15 protein-coding genes are annotated in these 18105 nt (G+C 50.5%); 11 read left to right on the top strand and 4 right to left on the bottom strand.

Annotated elements, in window-relative coordinates; all coding sequences use genetic code 11:
- The first annotated feature begins 33 nt into the window (after positions 1-33).
- Complete coding sequence (locus ACCI51_RS07705; RefSeq protein WP_371843190.1) at positions 34-1257, top strand: MFS transporter; 1224 nt, start codon at positions 34-36, stop codon at positions 1255-1257.
- Positions 1258-1494: 237 nt separating this feature from the next.
- Entirely contained in the window at positions 1495-2481 is a 987-nt protein-coding gene (locus tag ACCI51_RS07700) for a hydrolase (protein ID WP_371843189.1), read from the top strand.
- 63 nt (positions 2482-2544) lie between these two features.
- Here ACCI51_RS07700 and ACCI51_RS07695 read toward each other — a convergent pair whose 3' ends face one another.
- Positions 2545-3591, bottom strand: coding sequence for a methyltransferase domain-containing protein (locus tag ACCI51_RS07695; protein ID WP_371843188.1), 1047 nt, complete (start codon positions 3589-3591; stop codon positions 2545-2547).
- A 249-nt stretch (positions 3592-3840) separates the two neighbouring features.
- Between ACCI51_RS07695 and ACCI51_RS07690 the strand changes: the two genes are divergently transcribed.
- Complete coding sequence (locus ACCI51_RS07690; protein WP_299581204.1) at positions 3841-4461, top strand: RNA polymerase factor sigma-70; 621 nt, start codon at positions 3841-3843, stop codon at positions 4459-4461.
- 4 nt (positions 4462-4465) lie between these two features.
- On the top strand, positions 4466-4660 hold the full coding sequence (locus tag ACCI51_RS07685; RefSeq protein WP_299581207.1) for a zf-HC2 domain-containing protein: 195 nt from the start codon (positions 4466-4468) through the stop codon (positions 4658-4660).
- A gap of 57 nt (positions 4661-4717) precedes the next feature.
- Here the strand turns inward: ACCI51_RS07685 and ACCI51_RS07680 are convergent, their stop codons facing one another.
- On the bottom strand, positions 4718-5224 hold the full coding sequence (locus ACCI51_RS07680) for a hypothetical protein (protein ID WP_299581210.1): 507 nt from the start codon (positions 5222-5224) through the stop codon (positions 4718-4720).
- A complete protein-coding gene (locus ACCI51_RS07675) occupies positions 5221-6138 on the bottom strand; it encodes a DUF2092 domain-containing protein (protein WP_299581213.1) in 918 nt (305 codons plus the stop codon). The genes ACCI51_RS07680 and ACCI51_RS07675 overlap by 4 nt, the downstream gene beginning before the upstream one ends.
- A 241-nt stretch (positions 6139-6379) precedes the next feature.
- Here ACCI51_RS07675 and ACCI51_RS07670 point away from each other — a divergent pair, with 241 nt between their 5' ends.
- From ACCI51_RS07670 to ACCI51_RS07645, 6 genes are all read left to right on the top strand, one after another.
- Complete coding sequence (locus tag ACCI51_RS07670) at positions 6380-6793, top strand: hypothetical protein (RefSeq protein WP_299581216.1); 414 nt, start codon at positions 6380-6382, stop codon at positions 6791-6793.
- Positions 6794-6862: 69 nt separating this feature from the next.
- Positions 6863-8194 carry a TolC family protein gene (locus ACCI51_RS07665; RefSeq protein WP_371843187.1) on the top strand — a complete coding sequence of 444 codons (1332 nt, stop codon included), beginning with the start codon at positions 6863-6865 and terminating at the stop codon, positions 8192-8194.
- 14 nt (positions 8195-8208) lie between these two features.
- A complete protein-coding gene (locus ACCI51_RS07660) occupies positions 8209-9462 on the top strand; it encodes an efflux RND transporter periplasmic adaptor subunit (protein WP_299581222.1) in 1254 nt (417 codons plus the stop codon).
- Between the two features lie 17 nt (positions 9463-9479).
- On the top strand, positions 9480-12626 hold the full coding sequence (locus ACCI51_RS07655) for an efflux RND transporter permease subunit (RefSeq protein ID WP_371843186.1): 3147 nt from the start codon (positions 9480-9482) through the stop codon (positions 12624-12626).
- A 717-nt stretch (positions 12627-13343) separates the two neighbouring features.
- The gene (locus ACCI51_RS07650; RefSeq protein WP_371843185.1) at positions 13344-13631 is read left to right on the top strand and encodes a T6SS effector amidase Tae4 family protein; all 288 of its coding nucleotides are present in this window, start codon (positions 13344-13346) and stop codon (positions 13629-13631) included.
- The gene (locus ACCI51_RS07645) at positions 13631-13981 is read left to right on the top strand and encodes a hypothetical protein (RefSeq protein ID WP_371843184.1); all 351 of its coding nucleotides are present in this window, start codon (positions 13631-13633) and stop codon (positions 13979-13981) included. The genes ACCI51_RS07650 and ACCI51_RS07645 overlap by 1 nt, the downstream gene beginning before the upstream one ends.
- A gap of 392 nt (positions 13982-14373) precedes the next feature.
- Here the strand turns inward: ACCI51_RS07645 and ACCI51_RS07640 are convergent, their stop codons facing one another.
- Positions 14374-15681, bottom strand: a complete 1308-nt coding sequence (locus ACCI51_RS07640; RefSeq protein WP_371843183.1) for a condensation domain-containing protein — start codon at positions 15679-15681, stop codon at positions 14374-14376.
- A 1292-nt stretch (positions 15682-16973) separates the two neighbouring features.
- Here ACCI51_RS07640 and ACCI51_RS07635 point away from each other — a divergent pair.
- Positions 16974-17909, top strand: coding sequence for an SPFH domain-containing protein (locus ACCI51_RS07635; RefSeq protein ID WP_371843182.1), 936 nt, complete (start codon positions 16974-16976; stop codon positions 17907-17909).
- Positions 17910-18105: the final 196 nt, after the last annotated feature.

Below are 18105 nucleotides of genomic sequence, written 5' to 3'. Positions count from 1 at the left end.
GGGCGCCTATCCTACTCAAAACAAGACTTCTTTATGAGTTTAAACAAACCTCTTCTCTTTACGAACTTCTTCGCGGGAGATGTGGTTGCTGGTCTCGGTCCCTACCTGGCGATTTACCTATTGTCGGCCATGCATTGGAAGACCGGAGATATCGGGCTTGTATTGGCGATTGGCGGTATAACAACTGTTTTACTGCAAACACCCGCCGGGGCTTTTATTGACAGTACCCGTTTTAAGCGGGTACTGATCGCCGCTTGCGGCGTAATTATTGCTGTAGTCTCCATTGCCATTGTCGCTTTGACCACTCATAAGCCTATTATCTACGGCTCTCAGATTCTAATGGGGGCAGCAATTGCTTTTGTCGCGCCCTCTATTGCAGCAATCACCCTCGGGGTCTGTAGTGACAAAAATTTTACGTTACAGACCAGCGCCAATCAGGCCGCGAATCATGCCGGCAATGTTTTTGCCGCGGCGATTGCCGGTATAGTCGCCCTGACGATTGCGGCGGAGGGCGTCTTCTGGTTGATGGCCATCATGGGCGTGTTGATGGCTATTTCCGTTGGTTTTATCCCCGCCAATTCAATTGATCATATGCGTGCTCGAGGTGGTGAAAAACGCGACGTTTCGGGAAAAAAGGAACCGGCTGGTTTTTCAGTGCTACTGACAGATAAGCGCCTGATCGCATTGGCTGTGAGCGTCTTTCTATTTCACTTTGGCAATGCGGCCATGTTGCCATTGGTCAGCCAGAAGTTGTCGATCAACTCGAATGTGAATCAAGCGATTGCGTTTACTTCCGCCTGCATCATTGCCGCGCAATTTTGGATGATGCTGATGTCGTTCATGTGTGCGGCTAAAGCGGATGCCTGGGGGCGTAAAATCATTTTTATGATTGGTTTCTGCATAAATCCGATTCGTGCAATCTTATTTATGTCTACTGATAATCCTTTCTTTCTGGTGGCTATTCAGTCCCTGGATGGCGTGGCCAATGGCATCTTTGGAGTAATTATCATCTTAATGTGTGCGGACCTGACCAAAGGCACAGGGCGCTTTAACGTAACTCTGGGGGCGATGGCGGCATTGGTGGGGATTGGATCAGCTTGCAGTAACTTTTCGGCGGAATATATTGCGCAGTTTTTTGGGTACGGTGCGGCTTTTCTGTCGCTAGCGGGTATTGCTACGATTGCTGCGACATTCTTCCTGATTTTTGTTCCCGAAACGATGCGCAAACCTCCGAGTGAGGCCGGCAACCCCGGATAGCCTCCCTATCGCTATGCGCCACTGGCGCAAATTCTAACACCCTGTGAAGTTCGTTATATACTGAAGGTATTCGAGTAAATCTGGGAGGCTAATACCCCAACCGGTGTTGCTCGAAGACCGCTCTGTCTGGTTGATAATACGTGTTTGTTGGTGGAAAATTTCCGGCCACACAACCGGCAATCATTCTCCTGGGGAGAGCGTTGAGGAAAGGTTCAATGTATTAGCGGGATCCGGAGTATGACTGATAAGTTTACCCCCGCCACAGGCCTTGGAAATTGCCATCTTCAAACTGTCTTCGGTCGGGTGCATCGCCCAGTACCCTGGATAGCAACCAAGTGCCGCTGGTACGAAACGCCAGACGGAGACTGCCTTGCACTACTCACCCCGCGCCCACTAGTCGATGACCCGGAATTACCCCTGGTGTTGATTCTTCACGGTCTGGGAGGCTCTGTGGCCTCGTCCTATGTTCAGGGCATGATGGAATCTCTGCTTTCACGCCGCTATCAGGTTGCCGTGATGCACTTCCGCGGTTGTGGGGGCGTCCCCAATCGGCTGCCAAGGGCTTACCACAGTGGTGACAGCGATGATCCGCGCTGGATGGTCGAGCAACTGAGGGGGGAGCTGCCCGCAACTCCGATTATGGTAGTGGGCTACTCTCTGGGTGGGAATGTGCTGCTCAAAATGCTGGGAGAGGATGGGACATGCAGCCCGATAACCGCTGCTGTAGCCGTGTCTTCACCGATGGATCTTCACGCTTGCAGTCGTAGAATCAATACTGGATTGTCCAAACTCTATCAGCGCCACCTGCTGAGTTGCCTGCGTCATACGCTAAAGCAAAAAGCTGAGAACCCCTGTATTGCGGCGGCATTACCCAACGTGAACGATGCCACCAACTTTAATAACTTCCGCCATTTTGATAACACCTTCACTGCGCCTTTGCACGGCTTTCGGGATGCCGATGACTATTACAGCAAGGCATCAAGTAAGCATCTTCTCAAGGAGGTCGGGGTACCGACGATGATCATCAATTCCATTGACGACCCTTTTGTGTGTCCATCCGCGATCCCGGAAAAAAGGGAGGTGAGCTCGATGGTACAACTGGAAATCACCCTGCAAGGTGGGCATGTAGGCTTCGTGGGTGGCTCATTGTGGCACCCGAGCTACTGGCTGGAGCATAGAGTGCCAACTTTTTTCGACTTTGCCATTCGGCGGGACAGAGCCTAGAGCCTCTTAGAACCTAGAGAAGATGGGGGAGCGCCGATAGGTGCGGCGCTGGCAAATGGTGGTTTAGCAGCATGAGCTTTCGGCATTACTACTACGGTTTGCCCCCTGGGAGAAAGGTATTTCGCGGCCACATCCGGGAAATAAGCCGTAGTGCTGTGAGAAGTCTCCAATAAAGTCGAAGTGTGGGGCCATTCGGGTCTCGGCCAGCATTTTCCAGGTGTTACCACACACTGGGAATACGCGCCCTGTCTCAATCCGGTGATGTCCATCTAAGTTAAATGCATTGGGCTGATCGGGAATACTGCCCTTATAGACCACGGCCTGGCCGTAATCCTCACAATCTCTTTCCAGTCCCGCGAGCTTAAACAGGCGATAGGTGGCTGAATAGAAGTGCACACGCCCACAACGTGCCGAAAGGATAGGGTTGGTGACTTCCAAGGGGCGACTTTCTACTAGGCGGCTATCGCGGAAGCCGTTGGAGTGCGCGAGCTCGAGGAAGTCATTCCAATAGAGTGCGCCACCTAGACACTCACCAATTAGCTCCGGATCTGTGCGTACGGTATCGGGTACGCGCCGGTCGGCATAGACATCGGAGAAGTAAAATTCCCCGCCTTCCTTGAGTAATCGATGTAAGCCGCGAAGTACCGCGCCTTTGTCGGTAGATAGGTTTACAACACAATTGGACACAATCACATCAAAGCTGCCCGCTTGTAGTCCCAGCTCTTCAAGCCGCTCAATGTAGCCGTGCAAAAAGGTGACGTTGTCATACCCAAACTTATCTGCATGGTAGTCTCGATGCTGCTCGGCAACCTTTAGCTGCTCATCGGTCATGTCCACTCCCACCACTTCGCCGCTGGGGCCCACCAACTGGGAGAGCAGGTAGACATCACGCCCTGAGCCACAACCCAGATCCAGCACTCGGCAACCTTCTAGCAGAGGAGGGCACACAAGACCACAACCGTAATAGCGAGACAGGACTTCAGGATGAATGGCGGCTAATAATGGTTTCAACCAGATCGGCACTGCACTGGAATCGCAGCAAGCATCAGTTTGCAGGTCTGATGTGTTTTTCAGTTGGCGTCCGTAATAGTCCTGAACAATATCGTGCATGGGGGTTCTACCTTTCGCAGAGTGATTTTCCTATCGGGCGCAGGGCGCCATTGCGTCGCTATCTTTTACCTGTCCTTTCACTTTGTAACAAGTGCGGGGTTTCTGCGACCAAGAAGTTACAGTGACAGTATTAGTGTTCAGTAAGGGGGTAAAGTTGCCTTTTGGTGCCAAGGTGGGTTGGCTGTTAGATAATCTCTCTTTTTTAGTTAATATCGCCGGTTTCCGCTTCGATTTTAAGAGGGACCGTAATTGAGCGATTACCTTGCCCCCAGTGCTTCGCTTGAGCCAAGTGCAGAGGATTCTTTGCAGAATCCACAGTTTCTTGTGGACTTGCGGGAGCAGATGCTTCGTTTCGCCAGTCTGCAATTGCAGGACGTCCAGCTAGCTGAAGATGCAGTACAGGAGGCTCTTGTGGGGGCTCTGAAGAATTCCCGCAGCTTTAAAGGCCGATCAGCGCTGAAAACTTGGGTATTTGCTATTTTGAAGAACAAAATTGCCGATATCCTGCGACAGCGGCAGCGCTTTGTGGATGCGGATCAACTCGTTCGCGGTGATCGTGAGGAGTGCGATCACGATGAGCTGTTTGATCAAACGGGTCACTGGAGAAAGGATGAGCGTCCCAAGAAGTGGGCAGATCCAGAGTCGGCAATTCACGACAAGCACTTCTGGAGAATTTTCGATGCCTGCCTCAATCACCTACCTTCCCGTCAGGCGCAAATATTTATGATGCGGGAGTTTATTGAGCTGGAAAGTCACGAGATTTGTGCCGCGGCGGAAGTCTCTGTGAGCAACTTGAATGTGACACTCCATCGGGCGCGGCTGCGGCTGCGCGAGTGTTTGGAAGATAACTGGTTTGGCGTGGAGGGTTGAGTCTATGAAATCTTGCCGGGGAGCAACGCGGCTGATGTCGGAGTCCCAGGAGCGCAACCTGCTCTTCAGTGAGCAGGCCAGCCTTAAGCTGCATTTGGCAATGTGCGCTCCATGTCGGAATTTCGGTAGGCAGCTCCATGCCCTTCGTCGTATCAGTAAATCCTATGCAGGGGGTGGTCCTGAGAAAACAGGGGAATAGATTCCTCTCTTCCGCCAGGGGATCCTATGCGATCGTTTACCACTTTAGGGAGACGGCTTAACGCCGCGGAGGCGGTACATGCCGATAGGCGATATGCCCAGCGACAAAGTGGGGTTGATACCAGTAAGTTCCACAACGTTCATAGGTCACATTGCCGATGCTTACCCTGACACAGCTTGGTGGCAGAGTGTATAGCCACCCCCCCACACCTACCGCGGTAACTCCCCAATAGGCAGGGCCGGGGTATGGCCAGTGCCGGGGGCGCCAGGGTGGGGGATAAGGCGGATGGCGGTGGTGTCCGGGACGAACAGGGTGAAAAGGGGGATGATTGGGGAATCGCCGTTCAAAGTCTCCCCGTTCAAATTCGCCGTGGAAGCGTCCACCAGGCATTGGACGAGCGGCATGGAAATGCCCGCCAACATTGAAATGAGCGCCGCCTCCTCCAAAGTGTCCTCGCGCCTGCACCTCGGAACTGAAAATGCTGCAGAGTAGAGTTCCCGAGAGGATCAGTGGCGCGGCCCATAAGGACAAGGCTCGGGCCTTGGGGTACTTAACACGAATCATTGCGAGGCCTCCTTCTTGTTCGGCTCGGCCTTTTTAAATGGGATCTGCTTAAGCTTCTCGGTATTCGCGATGAATTTCTTCGCCGCTTCGGGCTTGGCCTTCATCCACTTAAGCGTCGCGAGGAAGCGCGGCTTGGCCGGGTCGCGAGTATTTACTGTAGAGATACGCAGAGGTAGAGGCTGGTCGCCAACTTTGATCCAGATTTCCCAGTCCAGGTTTTCCGAGCGGAAGGCCCAGTGTTTGGTGCGCTGCCCATTGATCATTGGCGAATTGACCAAAAAACCCTCTTTGATCCCAGCCCAGGCGTCCGGTTTGCGACCCCATTCGAGTAAATCCGCAAAAGGCACTTCAATGCCATACTCCTTCGCAGCTTTACTGAGTACCTGGGCTGTCGGCTCTGTAGCCTGCATTTCCGCAAAGTAACCATTGCGCGGAGCGATCATGGTGAACTTATTGCCGGCGTGAAGGAATCTTCGTGTGATCGAATCAGTGGTCAGATCAACGCGCAACTGATTGGGTGGCATGGCCATATAGGTGACCTTGCCGCCAATTAATAGCTTCTGTTCATTCTCCAGAACTACATCGGCAAAGATCCTGGCTTTAAACATCAGCATTTTCATGCTCGCCAGATATTCCCCCATCTTTTTCAGAGCCTCCATGGCTTTGGGGTCAATCGCCTCTCCATTTTCCGCGATTCCAGCCAGAGCCGGAGGCATCTGACCCTGCCCTGTTGTGCCATCGGTGGGGGCGGGTTGGTTCTGTGGTGGACCGCCTGAACCGCCTTGCTGGCCCTGAGTGGGTGGATTATCAGGGGGTGTGGGTGCGGGCTGTGCGAAAGCAGCGGGAATCAGTGCCATTGACACCGCGAGAAGCAGTGCCCTGGTATGGTAGCCAAGTGGGTGAGGGGCAAGCATAGACCGATACCTCCCAGTACAAAATCAAATTAGTGGCATCAAAATCAGTGTAGAGGAGTTAAAGGCGATCTTGGTTGAGGTTGGTATTGAACAGCCTGGCTTTCGGGTGACTGTTAATCCACCTTTTCGACTATGTTCGTGTTTAGCCCCGTAGAGTCATGTGCAGCTGTGGGTTTCTATTTGAGCTATGCTGTCATGTTTGTTAGAGTCAAAAACAAGATTTTGTGGTCCCGCTGTTCTTATGAACCTACTCAGACTGTCCTTTTTATTGATTGCGCTGCTGGTCTTCCAGACTGCAGGTGCTTTCTATGACAGTCACGAAGAACTACAGGATGTTACCAGCCATCTCGAGCCCCACCATCTGGATTGGTCCGGTAGCAGTGGCGAGCTCAATCCTACCGATGTCGAAGCCACGTCCTCAACGGACGAAGTTATCCAGGAATCGCCCGTTGCTGGGGAGCCCGGTGCGCATGCACCACTGCTAGATTTTTGTAATCATTGCTGCCATTGTCATGGCAGTACCGCTGCCGGCTTGTTAGGGCAGTCCTTCCAGCCTCTTCTCTGGGGCAGTATTTCTTATCGCGAAGTGATTAGCGCGGCTGTACCCAGCGGTTACTTTTCTCCCCTGTTGCGCCCACCGATAACCCAAGTCTGATTTCTCAGTTTTGCGAACGGGCCCTTAAAAGCTCGCGCGCGCCGAAAGAGATAGGATTTGGAGAACCTCATGGATTTGTTTCGCACGCTCATTGCGAGTGTGATTCGTTGCCGTGCCTTGTGGCCGTTGTTGGCGGCGGTTTTGTGTTTACCTGCGCAATCGGTATTTGCGCAGAAGGGGGACTTGCTGACACTACCGGATGCGATTGGGCTAACGCTCGCGCAAAATCCGGAACTCGCAGTATTTCCATTGCAGAAGAGAGGGCTGGACGGTGCCGGGCAGACTGCCGCCCTGAAACCCGCGTTGGAATTGGGCGTTGAAACCGAATACAAGCATTTCAATGAAAGTAACTCGGATAATGCCCCAGATCCTGAAGACGATGCCGATAACGAGTTTGAGCTAACCGTGACACTGTCTTCAGTGATCGAGTTAGGGAGCAAACGAATGGCACGTGTTGATGTGGTGAACGCACAGCGAGACTTGTTAATCGCCGATGAACAGGCCAAGGCGTTAGACCTCTTGGCCGAAGTTATTCGCCGCTACACCCAGGTACTTGCCGCTCAGGAGTTGGTGGTCTTAGCCAAAGAGAAAGTCTCCCTCGCTCGGGAGACCCTGAGTGCGGTGAGTACGCGGGTCAGCGCCGCAGCGAGCCCCGTTTCTGAGCGTTTGCGTGCAGAATCAGCCCTGGCGAAAGCCTTGTTGGCTGAGGAGGGTGACCAGAGCATGTTGGTGTACTACAAGCTCGCACTATCAGCTCTATGGGGGCAGCCTGCCCAGGATTATCTGGTGGATTCCAGCGAGCTCTACCGCTTCGAGCCGGGTGCAAGCTTCGATGTACTGTATGTGCAAGCCCAGGAAAACCCTGCGATAGCACGCTTTGCTTCCGAAGAGCGTCTGCAGGCCTCGCAGTTGCGTCTCACACAGGCAAATTCGAGGCCAGATGTTGGCTGGTATGCCGGTCTTCGTGTGAATCCAGCTGTCAATGAAACCGCTGTTCTGGCGGGTTTTAACGTCCCTTTATTTGGTGCCAAACGCAATCGCGGAGCTGTCATAACGGCAATGACCGAATTGGATGAAGTCGTGCTGCGTCGTGAGGCGGCTTTGCTGCAACTCTACCCGCAACTCTACCTGGCGGTGACCAGTCGCGAGCAGGCACTTGGTAGAGTTTCCACTTTGCAAGACGCCGTAATCCCTAAACTTCGCCAAGCCTTAAACGAAGTAGACCGCGCCTACCGTCGCGGTCGGGATTCCTACGTAGACCTAATCTCCGCACGCGAGGAACTCCTCGATGCAAAGCGCGCCCGGATCGAAGCGGCTCGATCCGTACTTCTTTTCGGTGCGGAGATTGAACAGCTGACCGCCAGTCCCTTGGGGTCCGCTGGCGTTGATAGCAGTAAATAATTTTGGATTGAGATATGAGCAGATCAACAAAAGCGCTTCGGCTGGCGATATTGTCACTGTCCCTGCTGCTTACAGGGGTATGGCTGGCACCACAGAGTCACGCCAGTGGTGACCACGGCAAAAGCCATGGTGGGCAGGATGAGCATGAAGAGGAAAAGGGCCCCAATGGTGGCCGTTTATTGGAAGAGGGCGATCTTGCCGTGGAGCTGCTTATTTATGAAAGCGGCGTGCAGCCGGAATTCCGTGCCTGGATTACCCACGATGGGAAGTCGCTCGACAATGCCCGCCTCTCGGTTGAGCTAGAGAGACTCGGCGGCAAAGTGGATCAGATCCCATTTTCCTGGGCGTCCAGCACCGGGTATTACCGCGGCGAAGGCATCGTGGGGGAGCCTCACTCTTTCGAGGTGACGGTTTCAGTTTTTCATAATGGCGAGCGTACCAAGTGGCAGTATGAATCCCATGAAGGCCGGGTGCAGATCACAGAGCAGATGGCAGAGAAGGCCGGTATTAAAACTGCCGTAGCTGGTCCTGGCACCATTACAGAAAGTGTGACTTTGTACGGCAAAACTGCGATCGATCATCGCAGTATCAGCCATGTGCGAGCGCGCTATCCGGGAACCGTCGTCACTATCGAAAAAGCCCTTGGTGACTTGGTAGAGAAGGGGGAAAAGCTTGCAACGATCGAATCCAATGACAGCTTGCAAACTTATCCTTTGATTGCGCCTATTAGTGGTCAGATCATCGATAAGCAGACCAGTCGCGGTGAGTTCAGCGGTGAACGTGTGCTGTTTACTATCGCCAACTACAACCAGTTGTGGGCCGAGCTACAGGTATTTCCGACACGTCGCGGCCAGATCAATCGGGGCCAAAAGGTTTCCATTATTGCCGGCAACCGTACTTTTGATTCCACCATCACCAGCCTCGCTCCCGGTGGTAACGGTCAACCCTTCGCCATTGCGAGAGCCGCCATCGAAAACCCCAATGACCTTTGGACTACGGATCTGATGGTTCAGGGCCAGGTGGTGACCAATGAAAAGCCTGCGCCTTTAGTCGTGGAGAATCGCGCGTTGCAACCTTTCCGCGACTGGACGGTGGTATTTATCCAAGTGGGGGAAACCTACGAGATTCGTCCGCTGAAATTGGGGCGCAGTGATGGCAGGGTTACCGAAGTGCTGAGCGGGCTCAATGTGGGCGATCGCTATGTCACCGAGAACAGTTACCTGATTAAAGCGGATATCGAAAAATCCGGCGCTGCGCACAGCCACTAACTAAGAGAGGCCAGAAGATGATTGAAAACATCCTGCGTTTCTCTATTGAGCGGCGTTACTTCGTGCTGTCCCTGATTTTTATCTTGGTGGGGCTGGGGGTTTGGAGTTACCAGAAACTCCCTATCGATGCGGTCCCCGATATCACCAATGTTCAGGTGCAGATTAATACCGAGGCTCCCGGCTATTCGCCTTTGGAGGCGGAGCAGCGGATTACTTACCCGGTAGAGGCCGCGCTCGCCGGCTTGCCAAATCTGGAATATACCCGCTCGCTTTCCCGCTACGGGCTATCCCAGGTAACAGTGGTGTTTAAGGAGGGCACGGATCTCTATTTTGCGCGCAACTTAATTAACAGTCGCCTCGGTACTATTAAGAGTAATTTACCCCCGGAGCTGGAACCCGAAATGGGGCCTATCGCTACCGGGCTCGGTGAGATTTTCATGTACACCGTAGAGGCACTGCCCGGCGCTACCCAGCCCAACGGGCAGCCCTACGATGCCACCGCCTTGCGGGAAATCCAGGACTGGATCATCAAACCGCAATTGTCTCTGGTGCCTGGCGTTACGGAAGTGAACACCATCGGCGGTTACAACAAGCAGTATCACGTTACCCCCGATCCCCGTCAGATGCTCAACTTCGGTGTATCGATGGAAGATATCGTTGAGGCCTTGCGCCGCAACAACGAAAGTCGCGGTGCCGGTTATCTGGAAAATAACGGTCGCCAACTGCTGGTACGCTCCCCAGGGCAGCTGCAAGATATCGCCGAAATCGAAGATGTGGTCATTACCAGTCGCGCCGGAGTGCCGGTAAAGATTTCCGATGTGGCGGACGTGGCTATCGGTAAAGAGCTGCGCACCGGTGCCGCCACCCGTGATGGCGAAGAAACGGTACTGGGTACGGCCATGATGTTGGTGGGGGAGAACTCCCGCGAGGTCGCTCGCAATGTGGCGGAAGCCCTGGAGCGGGTGAAAACTACGGTGCCGAAAGGTATTAAGGTGGAAGCCGTTTACGATCGCACTACCTTGGTAGATAAAGCCATCGCCACCGTGCAGAAAAACCTCGTCGAAGGCGCGCTACTGGTTATCGTTGTACTGTTCTTGTTGCTAGGGAATATGCGCGCGGCCTTTATTACCGCCGCAGTGATCCCACTTTCCATGCTCGCCACCATTTTCGGCATGGTGCAAACCGGTGTCTCCGCTAACCTGATGAGTCTCGGTGCCCTCGATTTTGGACTGATCGTCGATGGGGCGGTGATTATTGTGGAGAACGCCATTCGCCGGCTCGCCGAAGCGCAGCACCGAAATGGAGGTAAGTTGCCTCTACAGGAACGTTTAGAGCTGGTCTTCCATGCCACCAATGAAGTCATTCGCCCGAGCCTGTTCGGTGTGCTGATTATTACGGTGGTGTATATCCCGCTGTTCACGCTTACCGGTGTGGAAGGCAAGATGTTCCACCCCATGGCGGCGACGGTAGTGATGGCCTTGCTGGCTGCGCTGGTGCTTTCACTGACCGTGGTCCCGGCAGCGGTTGCTGTTTTCCTCACTGGCAAAATTAGTGAGAAAGAAAACAAGGTGATCGTTGCCACCAAATCCCTGTACAAGCCACTGTTGATCGCCGCCATGAAAGTGCGTTGGCTGGTGCTTTGTGGCGCTATGGCGCTGGTAATGTTTTGTAGCTGGCTTGCCACCACGCTCGGTTCGGAATTTATTCCCCAACTCAATGAGGGGGATATCGCACTGCATGCCTTGCGCATTCCCGGTACCGGCTTGGAGCAGTCGGTGGAAATGCAGCGTTTGCTGGAGCAGCGTATTAAAGAGTTTCCTCAGGTCGATAAGGTATTCGCAAAGATTGGTACCCCGGAAGTGGCCACCGATCCAATGCCGCCAAATGTGGCCGATAATTTTGTGACGCTGAAACCCAGAGACCAATGGCCCAACCCGAAACTGCCCCAGGAGCAGCTGGTAGCGGACATCGAAGAGGCCGTGCGCCTCTTGCCGGGTAATAACTACGAGTTTACCCAGCCGATCCAAATGCGTTTTAACGAACTGATTTCCGGTGTGCGTGCCGACTTGGGTATCAAAGTGTTCGGCGATGATCTGGACCAATTGGTCGCATCTTCAAATGAGATCCTCGGTGTACTGAATGGGATTGAAGGCGTTGCTGATGCGCGTGTAGAACAGGTGGAAGGCTTACCGGTTCTCTCTGTGGTGCCCAAACGCATCGCACTCGCCCGCTACGGTATCGATCTACAAACTCTGCAGGATTTGGTATCTACCGCTATTGGGGGTGAAGAGGCTGGCCTGATTTACGAAGGCGACCGTCGTTTCCAGCTGGTGGTTCGTTTGCCGGAAAGTTTGCGCCGCGATTATGAAAACCTTGGCGATTTACCTGTACCCTTGCCCGCAGGCAGCGCATTGGGCAGCTATGTGCCCCTGTCTGAAGTCGCCAGCCTGGAAATGACCCCGGCTCCCAACCAGATCAGCCGCGAAAACGGCAAGCGCCGTGTGGTGGTCACAGCCAATGTGCGCGATCGCGATCTGGGTTCCTTTGTGGAAGAGGCGAGGGCGCGTATCGAGCAGCAAGTAGCCCTGCCTGCCGGTTATTGGTTGGTCTACGGTGGCACTTTTGAACAGTTAGAGTCCGCCAGCACCCGCCTTTCCATCGTGGTTCCGCTCACATTGCTGGTAATCCTCGGCCTATTGGTAATGGCCTTCGGCTCATTCAAGGATGCTTTGATAATCTTCACTGGCGTCCCCCTGGCGCTAACTGGGGGTGTTCTGGCCCTGTGGCTGCGCGGTATGCCCTTATCAATCTCCGCCGGAGTAGGTTTTATCGCGCTCTCCGGTGTAGCGGTGCTCAATGGCCTGGTAATGCTCTCCTTCATCCGTCAATTGCGCGAGCAGGGCGGCGAGTTGCTGACCTCCATTATCGACGGCGCCATGATCCGGCTACGCCCGGTACTGATGACGGCACTGGTGGCCAGCCTTGGATTTGTGCCCATGGCCTTGAATGTGGGTACCGGAGCCGAAGTGCAAAGGCCACTGGCTACGGTAGTCATTGGGGGGATTATTTCTTCTACGCTCTTAACCCTGTTTGTATTGCCGCTGTTGTATCGGATTGTGCATGAGAAGGAGCGGGCAGATAAAGGCAGTACAAGTCTGACTTGATCCCCCTACGACCGCCTACTTCGACCCTCTGCCTGGAACGGAGTAGGCAGAGCTTGAAGTCAATTTCTAATAATTTCTTTCACTATTTAGCCTCTCCCATCGTTGAATGATTTTCTGCTCCAAAGAGCGAGGTTACCGATGATTTGGGGACGGGGACTGAGAGCTACACCTCACATTGCTTAAGGCCGTCATACGAGCCCGGAGAGACTATTTAGAGTTGGTTATTGGTACTTTGATATCAAAACCGAATGTTCCATCGGGGCTAGGTTTTGCTAGATTTGGATTAGTCAGATGGCGCATTAATAACCGTTATCACAGATCCAGACATAGTTGTTTGTGATGTCTAGAGAGTAATCAGGAGTAATCGGTGGCTAGTGCTAAACCTCTAAACAGGTTGGGGTCAGTCTCTGTAATTGGCCCAGGACTAACTGAGGTTGTAGAACATCTTAAGTAGCTGGCTCATATTTTATGGAACGCCTTGCGGGGAGATACTTGGAAGTGGAATGTAGCGCTCATTGGAATTCTATTTGAAAGCGAATTAAGGATAAATGGTGAAAAACAACCAGAATGAACTGCTTTGCTGCAAAACATTCCTAACAAGTCCGCAGGGGAAAGTTTTTACTGAAATAGCGGGCAAGGTTAAGCTGAAGACCAGAATATCAAAGGCATTTAACTATTCTGGAGAAATGCACTAGATTCCCATTTATAAGGCGCAAGATGGCAACGGAAATGATGTGGTCCAGGTATCGTCTGGAGAGAAAATTTTGGTATCTATACAGGGTCAAGATCCTTGCCAAATATCTTCGAGAAGTTTATGGCTCGCCAAGATTAATACCTACTGACACTTATAAGACAGAGCTGGCGGGCAAGAAGGGGATAATAGTCTTTGAAGTGTCCGGCTGGACTGATGTAACCGGGCATGCAGACTTATGGAATGGCAGTGCTTGTGTCGGGTCGGATTATGGTGATAGGGCGAGCCAAATAATGTTTTGGGAGACCTTCTAATGCGAAAGGCTGGGTTGCTTTTTCTGATTTTTTTTGCACTTGTTTCCTGTGCACCACCACCAACGAGCAGCACTAGTGAGGACACTCAAGAAATGTTGTATCAGTATGCTCAGGCAAACTGTTTATTTTGGTATTTCAAGGAGAAAGGCTATGACACTGATGAGATACGATCTATAGCCGGAGGAATTGTTGAGCACAGTGATGTTTCAGCAGATAAGTTCCAGGAAATTTCATTGTTCATTAAAAATTACTCTCCAAATTTGAAGTCCAAGAATAATATTAATGTGTCTTTAAGCAAGTGTTTTAATTTAAAGAAAAGTGAGGGGTTGAGAAATATTATCGATAAGTAAGTTTCTGGTAGCCATCTCTGGATGGCGCCTCGCTGAACCTCAGTACGTTGGTGGATATAATGGGATCTTTTCATTTTTATCACAGAACTTAACCATACTAAGGTTGAAATATGGGTTTTTGATGCAAAAATCCAACTTGGATGCGTGTGTCTATTTAATTACATGAAGATAACTTTGAAAGTTCAAGATGATTGCCTTGCAGATCGATGATAAAGAGTAAGGTATGGCGGTGATTGATCATTATCGAATAAATTGCGATGTCGATCACAGAAAAGTTTGCCAGTTTATTGCTCTAGTTTCATCCCGATGGCTCCGGGAATCGATTTGCCCTGACCACAACACAAAGAGTGTATGTGCGTCCTCTTTGTTATACTCGTATTATATTCGGTGGGTTAATAACTTATATGAAGATCGCTGCTCTCGGATAAATCTCTTAGTGTCTCCATATATTTTTTTACATATTTCAAAGCACTTTCTTTGCTAACAAGCGGTTCACAATACCCAAAAACAAAAACGCCCTCTCCATTTATTGTGCAGGTCACTAACATTATGGGGTGTGCGCCATGTGTTTGAACCGTCATAACTACACCAAAGTCGAAGAAGGTCAATGGGCCAGTATATTCCATTATCTCTCCTACATTGGATACACAAATCCCAGAGGGGAAGTATTTTTTTGCATTGCAAAAATCTTTAGCCATATTTTCGATCTCCACGAGGTTGTAATCGGGCTTAAGTGGAGGCTCAAAAAAACGTCCATTCCTCAATTGCAAGTAGACTTTTCTTTGAATTAAATGCGCGAGACTTAGCAAGTTGAGACTGGTGTCATCCGGTGATAAGGATAAGGTTAATGTGGTTGTACACTCTCCTATAACATTCGGATCTATCTGGCGTTTACACAAATATTGTGCATTTATAGGTAGCATTAATTCTACTCTGGAATGAAAGCCTGGAAGCGATCGGGCAGCGATAATAGCGATAGCATTATAGATTGAGGTAATTTGAACATTCTCACGTTTTGAAAGTAAGTGTAAATGGTCACAAGATTTTTTGGGGAGGCGCCGGTAAATAGAGTAGCCCCTTCGAAGGGAAGCATTTGCCGCCTGTTCTACTGGCCATTTTGGGAAAGCATAATTGTCGTTACTAATTGTCAACTGTGGTTTTTTAAGATGTTTTATTGAGCTAACATATTCCACCACCGATTTTTGCATTGTCGAAGCAGAAGACTCATATCCTGAATCCCCTCTCAAGTACCTATCCAAATCTCGGATTAAGAGTAATGCTGAGCGTCCATCAATGGCGGCGTGGCTTACCATAAAGGCAATCCACTTTACATTTTTATGTTTATGGGCATAAACCGTAAAGCGATAACTATATTTATCCAGCTCAAGAATTTTACCCCCTAAGTGATTGAACTCCTCCTGATAATTTAAAGGCAAGGCATCGCGCTTTATCTCAAAAGGAATATCTTGGAATCCTACGTCACAGAACCAATAGGCATGATGATTCTTTTCTACCCGGGAACGCAGCATAGGGTGCAGGTTATGTAGGTATTCCATCCCCTTCATTAATTCTTCAATATCCAGAGACTTACATACTCTGAAGAAGACAACGAGTTGTACTGCCCCCTTTGACTTTTCGGTCAGCTCAACAAAGAGCGCTTCCTGAGCCCCTAACTTACGAAAAGGTATTGCTTTTTTCATTACAGGCGCATCCCAACAGGGAGGTAGTTGCCTATTAGTATAGAAAGAGAAAGCACTCCACTTATATAGCACCTATAACAACCGATTCTGGATAACCACAGGACCTGTCCAGAACCCATAGCTATATACACCAAAAATATTGAGACAGCAGTGATCACACAATTAAATACTGTACAAGTATGCTCATCCTGTATGCCAATGCCTTTACCTCATAGTACTCGATTCTACAAAGACACAATGCTCTATTACCACTGCATTTCCCGCTGTATTTGAAGGGCATTTTTGTGTGGTAAGGGTATCGAATCTGGGCATCGTCGCGAGTGGACTTGAGCCAAGGATGCATAATCTGGCTTCAATCTTTGCTCTTGATATTGCGGCCTATGCAGTAATGAGCAATCATTACTGCATCGTACTTTATATCGACAAAGAAAAAGCGCTGAGTTGGCCTGATACCGAGGTCATACTCCGTTGACAGAAACCACTCAAAACCTCCAATTTGGCCCTAGGCTCTCTTCAAAGGGGGTTGCTCGATCACTTTGAAACCAGAAAGCTAAAGGAAGTGGTCGCTCTATGGTGAGAGTGCTTGAGGGGTCTTAGCTGGTTTATGCCCTGTTTAAACGAATCTATCACCTGTCAGGCCAATGCCGAAGACAATTGTTCGGGTCGATTCTGGGAAGGCCGTTTCAAATCCCTGGCTCTTCTTGATGAAATAGCCCTCGCTGTCTGCATGGACTGCCTCCATCTTAATCCTACCCGTGCCAATATGGCAGAAGATCCTGATCACACCTCAATTCAACAGTGTATTTATGCAACAATCTTAGGTAAGCAGTCGAAGAATTACTACCACTTGTAGGCGGAGAGCGGCTGAATATGCCTAAAGGGTTGCTCTTTCAGTTGGATCACTATCTGGGACTAGTGGATTGGAGTAGTCGACATTGATCGTCAATATGAATGCTATGGAGATCTGACTTTAGTGGATGATAAAATACAATTATTATCCGAAACCAAGGGAAATGAAGTTCGCTAACTTTGAATATATAAAGTAAGCCAGTGTTTGACTTACTTCCAGTTCTTTCTCAGAGTCTCTATTCCTGCCTTCTATTCATTACCGTTGTATGTGTTTGTCAAAGAAGTAGGGTGGTTAGGAGCAATTTACGAATTGATAGATTGTGTGCTGCCTACTTATGAATACCTTGTATTTGGTACAGATCATCACCAAAAATTCATTTTTATAGATACCTGAATATCAAAACCTGTATTTTTAACCAAATACACATTAAGAGTTAAAAAACATGCCGCAACAGATTTTCGAAATCATTGCCTTTTGGCCAATTGCACTTGGCTTGGCGTTAGTCTTCTTACTGACTAAGGCCATCGTTATCGTTGAGCCTAAACAGTACCACTTTGTACTTTTTCTCGGCAAATACTGGAAAACCGCTACACCCGGTTTCAACCTGATTGTCCCCTATCTTTCCTGGGTTGATAAAAAAGCCTCTACGGCATTGCACGAGACGCCTGTGGAACTCAGCCTCAAGACGAGCAATCATGTTACTTTCGGATTGATCCTAAAGGTGCAGCACCAGGTAGCCTCCGATGTAAAGCTGGCTTACAAGGCGCTTTACGATTTGGAGAACTATCAAGCTCAATTGAAGTCCTTTGCTACCGATGCGGCTATTCCGGTCGCCAACGGTATCGAACTTGAAGACGTGTACAACAAGAAAGAACAGATAGCTGATAAGGCCAAGGAACGACTGCGTCAATTTTTCCATGACTATGGAGTAGAGATTGTTGATGTATTGTCTGATGAGCCGCGTCTACCCAAGTCGGTGGAGGTTCAGGCCAACAAGGTAATGGAAATGCAGCGTGAGAAGCAGGCCGCTACCTACGAGGCCGAGGCAATTCGCGAGCGTGAAGTGGGCAAAGCCAAGGCAGATGGTGAGTCGGTTAAGATTCGTATGGAGAAAATGGGGGAGGCTAGGCGGGTATACGCCGAGAGTGCAGCAGAAGCTATCAAGGTGCTGACCAGGGCGGGCACTAGTGCGGATGAGGCCTTACGCTTTATGACAGCTATTGCTGATAACGATGCTTTGGTGACCGCTGCTCGCCACGGTAGCACCGTAGTTATGGCCACTGGTCAAGCGCAGCAAGTCCCCATCGCTTTGCCAATCCCAGAACAGCCCACAACAAGCGCCAAGCAACATGTCCTAGGCGAAGCACAGCCAGCTTGATAGTGATTTCATCTTAATGCGGGGCAAGCCTGGATTCTGGACATGTCTCGCAGCTTTTTGTACACCCACACATTACTTTAGCTTATGTTTATTTCTCTACTTCAATTATGGGAAATGAGTGGAGGCTCATTCAATACGTTTACAGTGAATATCTTAGAGTTTTATCAGTTACTCAAGTCAAAAACTCTGAAGATAG

The organism is Microbulbifer echini (assembly GCF_041447225.1).
GTDB classification, from domain to species: domain Bacteria; phylum Pseudomonadota; class Gammaproteobacteria; order Pseudomonadales; family Cellvibrionaceae; genus Microbulbifer; species Microbulbifer echini.
This window is presented reverse-complemented; position numbering and strand designations above follow the sequence as displayed.

What these genes read in the sequence shown, in the direction of transcription:
- ACCI51_RS07705 (WP_371843190.1), top strand. Translation starts at nt 34, where the DNA reads ATGAGTTTAAACAAACCTCTTCTCTTTACGAACTTCTTCGCGGGAGAT.
- ACCI51_RS07700 (WP_371843189.1), top strand. Translation starts at nt 1,495, where the DNA reads ATGACTGATAAGTTTACCCCCGCCACAGGCCTTGGAAATTGCCATCTT.
- ACCI51_RS07695 (WP_371843188.1), bottom strand. Translation starts at nt 3,591, where the DNA reads ATGCACGATATTGTTCAGGACTATTACGGACGCCAACTGAAAAACACA.
- ACCI51_RS07685 (WP_299581207.1), top strand. Translation starts at nt 4,466, where the DNA reads ATGAAATCTTGCCGGGGAGCAACGCGGCTGATGTCGGAGTCCCAGGAG.
- ACCI51_RS07680 (WP_299581210.1), bottom strand. Translation starts at nt 5,224, where the DNA reads ATGATTCGTGTTAAGTACCCCAAGGCCCGAGCCTTGTCCTTATGGGCC.
- ACCI51_RS07675 (WP_299581213.1), bottom strand. Translation starts at nt 6,138, where the DNA reads ATGCTTGCCCCTCACCCACTTGGCTACCATACCAGGGCACTGCTTCTC.
- ACCI51_RS07670 (WP_299581216.1), top strand. Translation starts at nt 6,380, where the DNA reads ATGAACCTACTCAGACTGTCCTTTTTATTGATTGCGCTGCTGGTCTTC.
- ACCI51_RS07665 (WP_371843187.1), top strand. Translation starts at nt 6,863, where the DNA reads ATGGATTTGTTTCGCACGCTCATTGCGAGTGTGATTCGTTGCCGTGCC.
- ACCI51_RS07660 (WP_299581222.1), top strand. Translation starts at nt 8,209, where the DNA reads ATGAGCAGATCAACAAAAGCGCTTCGGCTGGCGATATTGTCACTGTCC.
- ACCI51_RS07655 (WP_371843186.1), top strand. Translation starts at nt 9,480, where the DNA reads ATGATTGAAAACATCCTGCGTTTCTCTATTGAGCGGCGTTACTTCGTG.
- ACCI51_RS07650 (WP_371843185.1), top strand. Translation starts at nt 13,344, where the DNA reads ATGGCAACGGAAATGATGTGGTCCAGGTATCGTCTGGAGAGAAAATTT.
- ACCI51_RS07645 (WP_371843184.1), top strand. Translation starts at nt 13,631, where the DNA reads ATGCGAAAGGCTGGGTTGCTTTTTCTGATTTTTTTTGCACTTGTTTCC.
- ACCI51_RS07640 (WP_371843183.1), bottom strand. Translation starts at nt 15,681, where the DNA reads ATGAAAAAAGCAATACCTTTTCGTAAGTTAGGGGCTCAGGAAGCGCTC.
- ACCI51_RS07635 (WP_371843182.1), top strand. Translation starts at nt 16,974, where the DNA reads ATGCCGCAACAGATTTTCGAAATCATTGCCTTTTGGCCAATTGCACTT.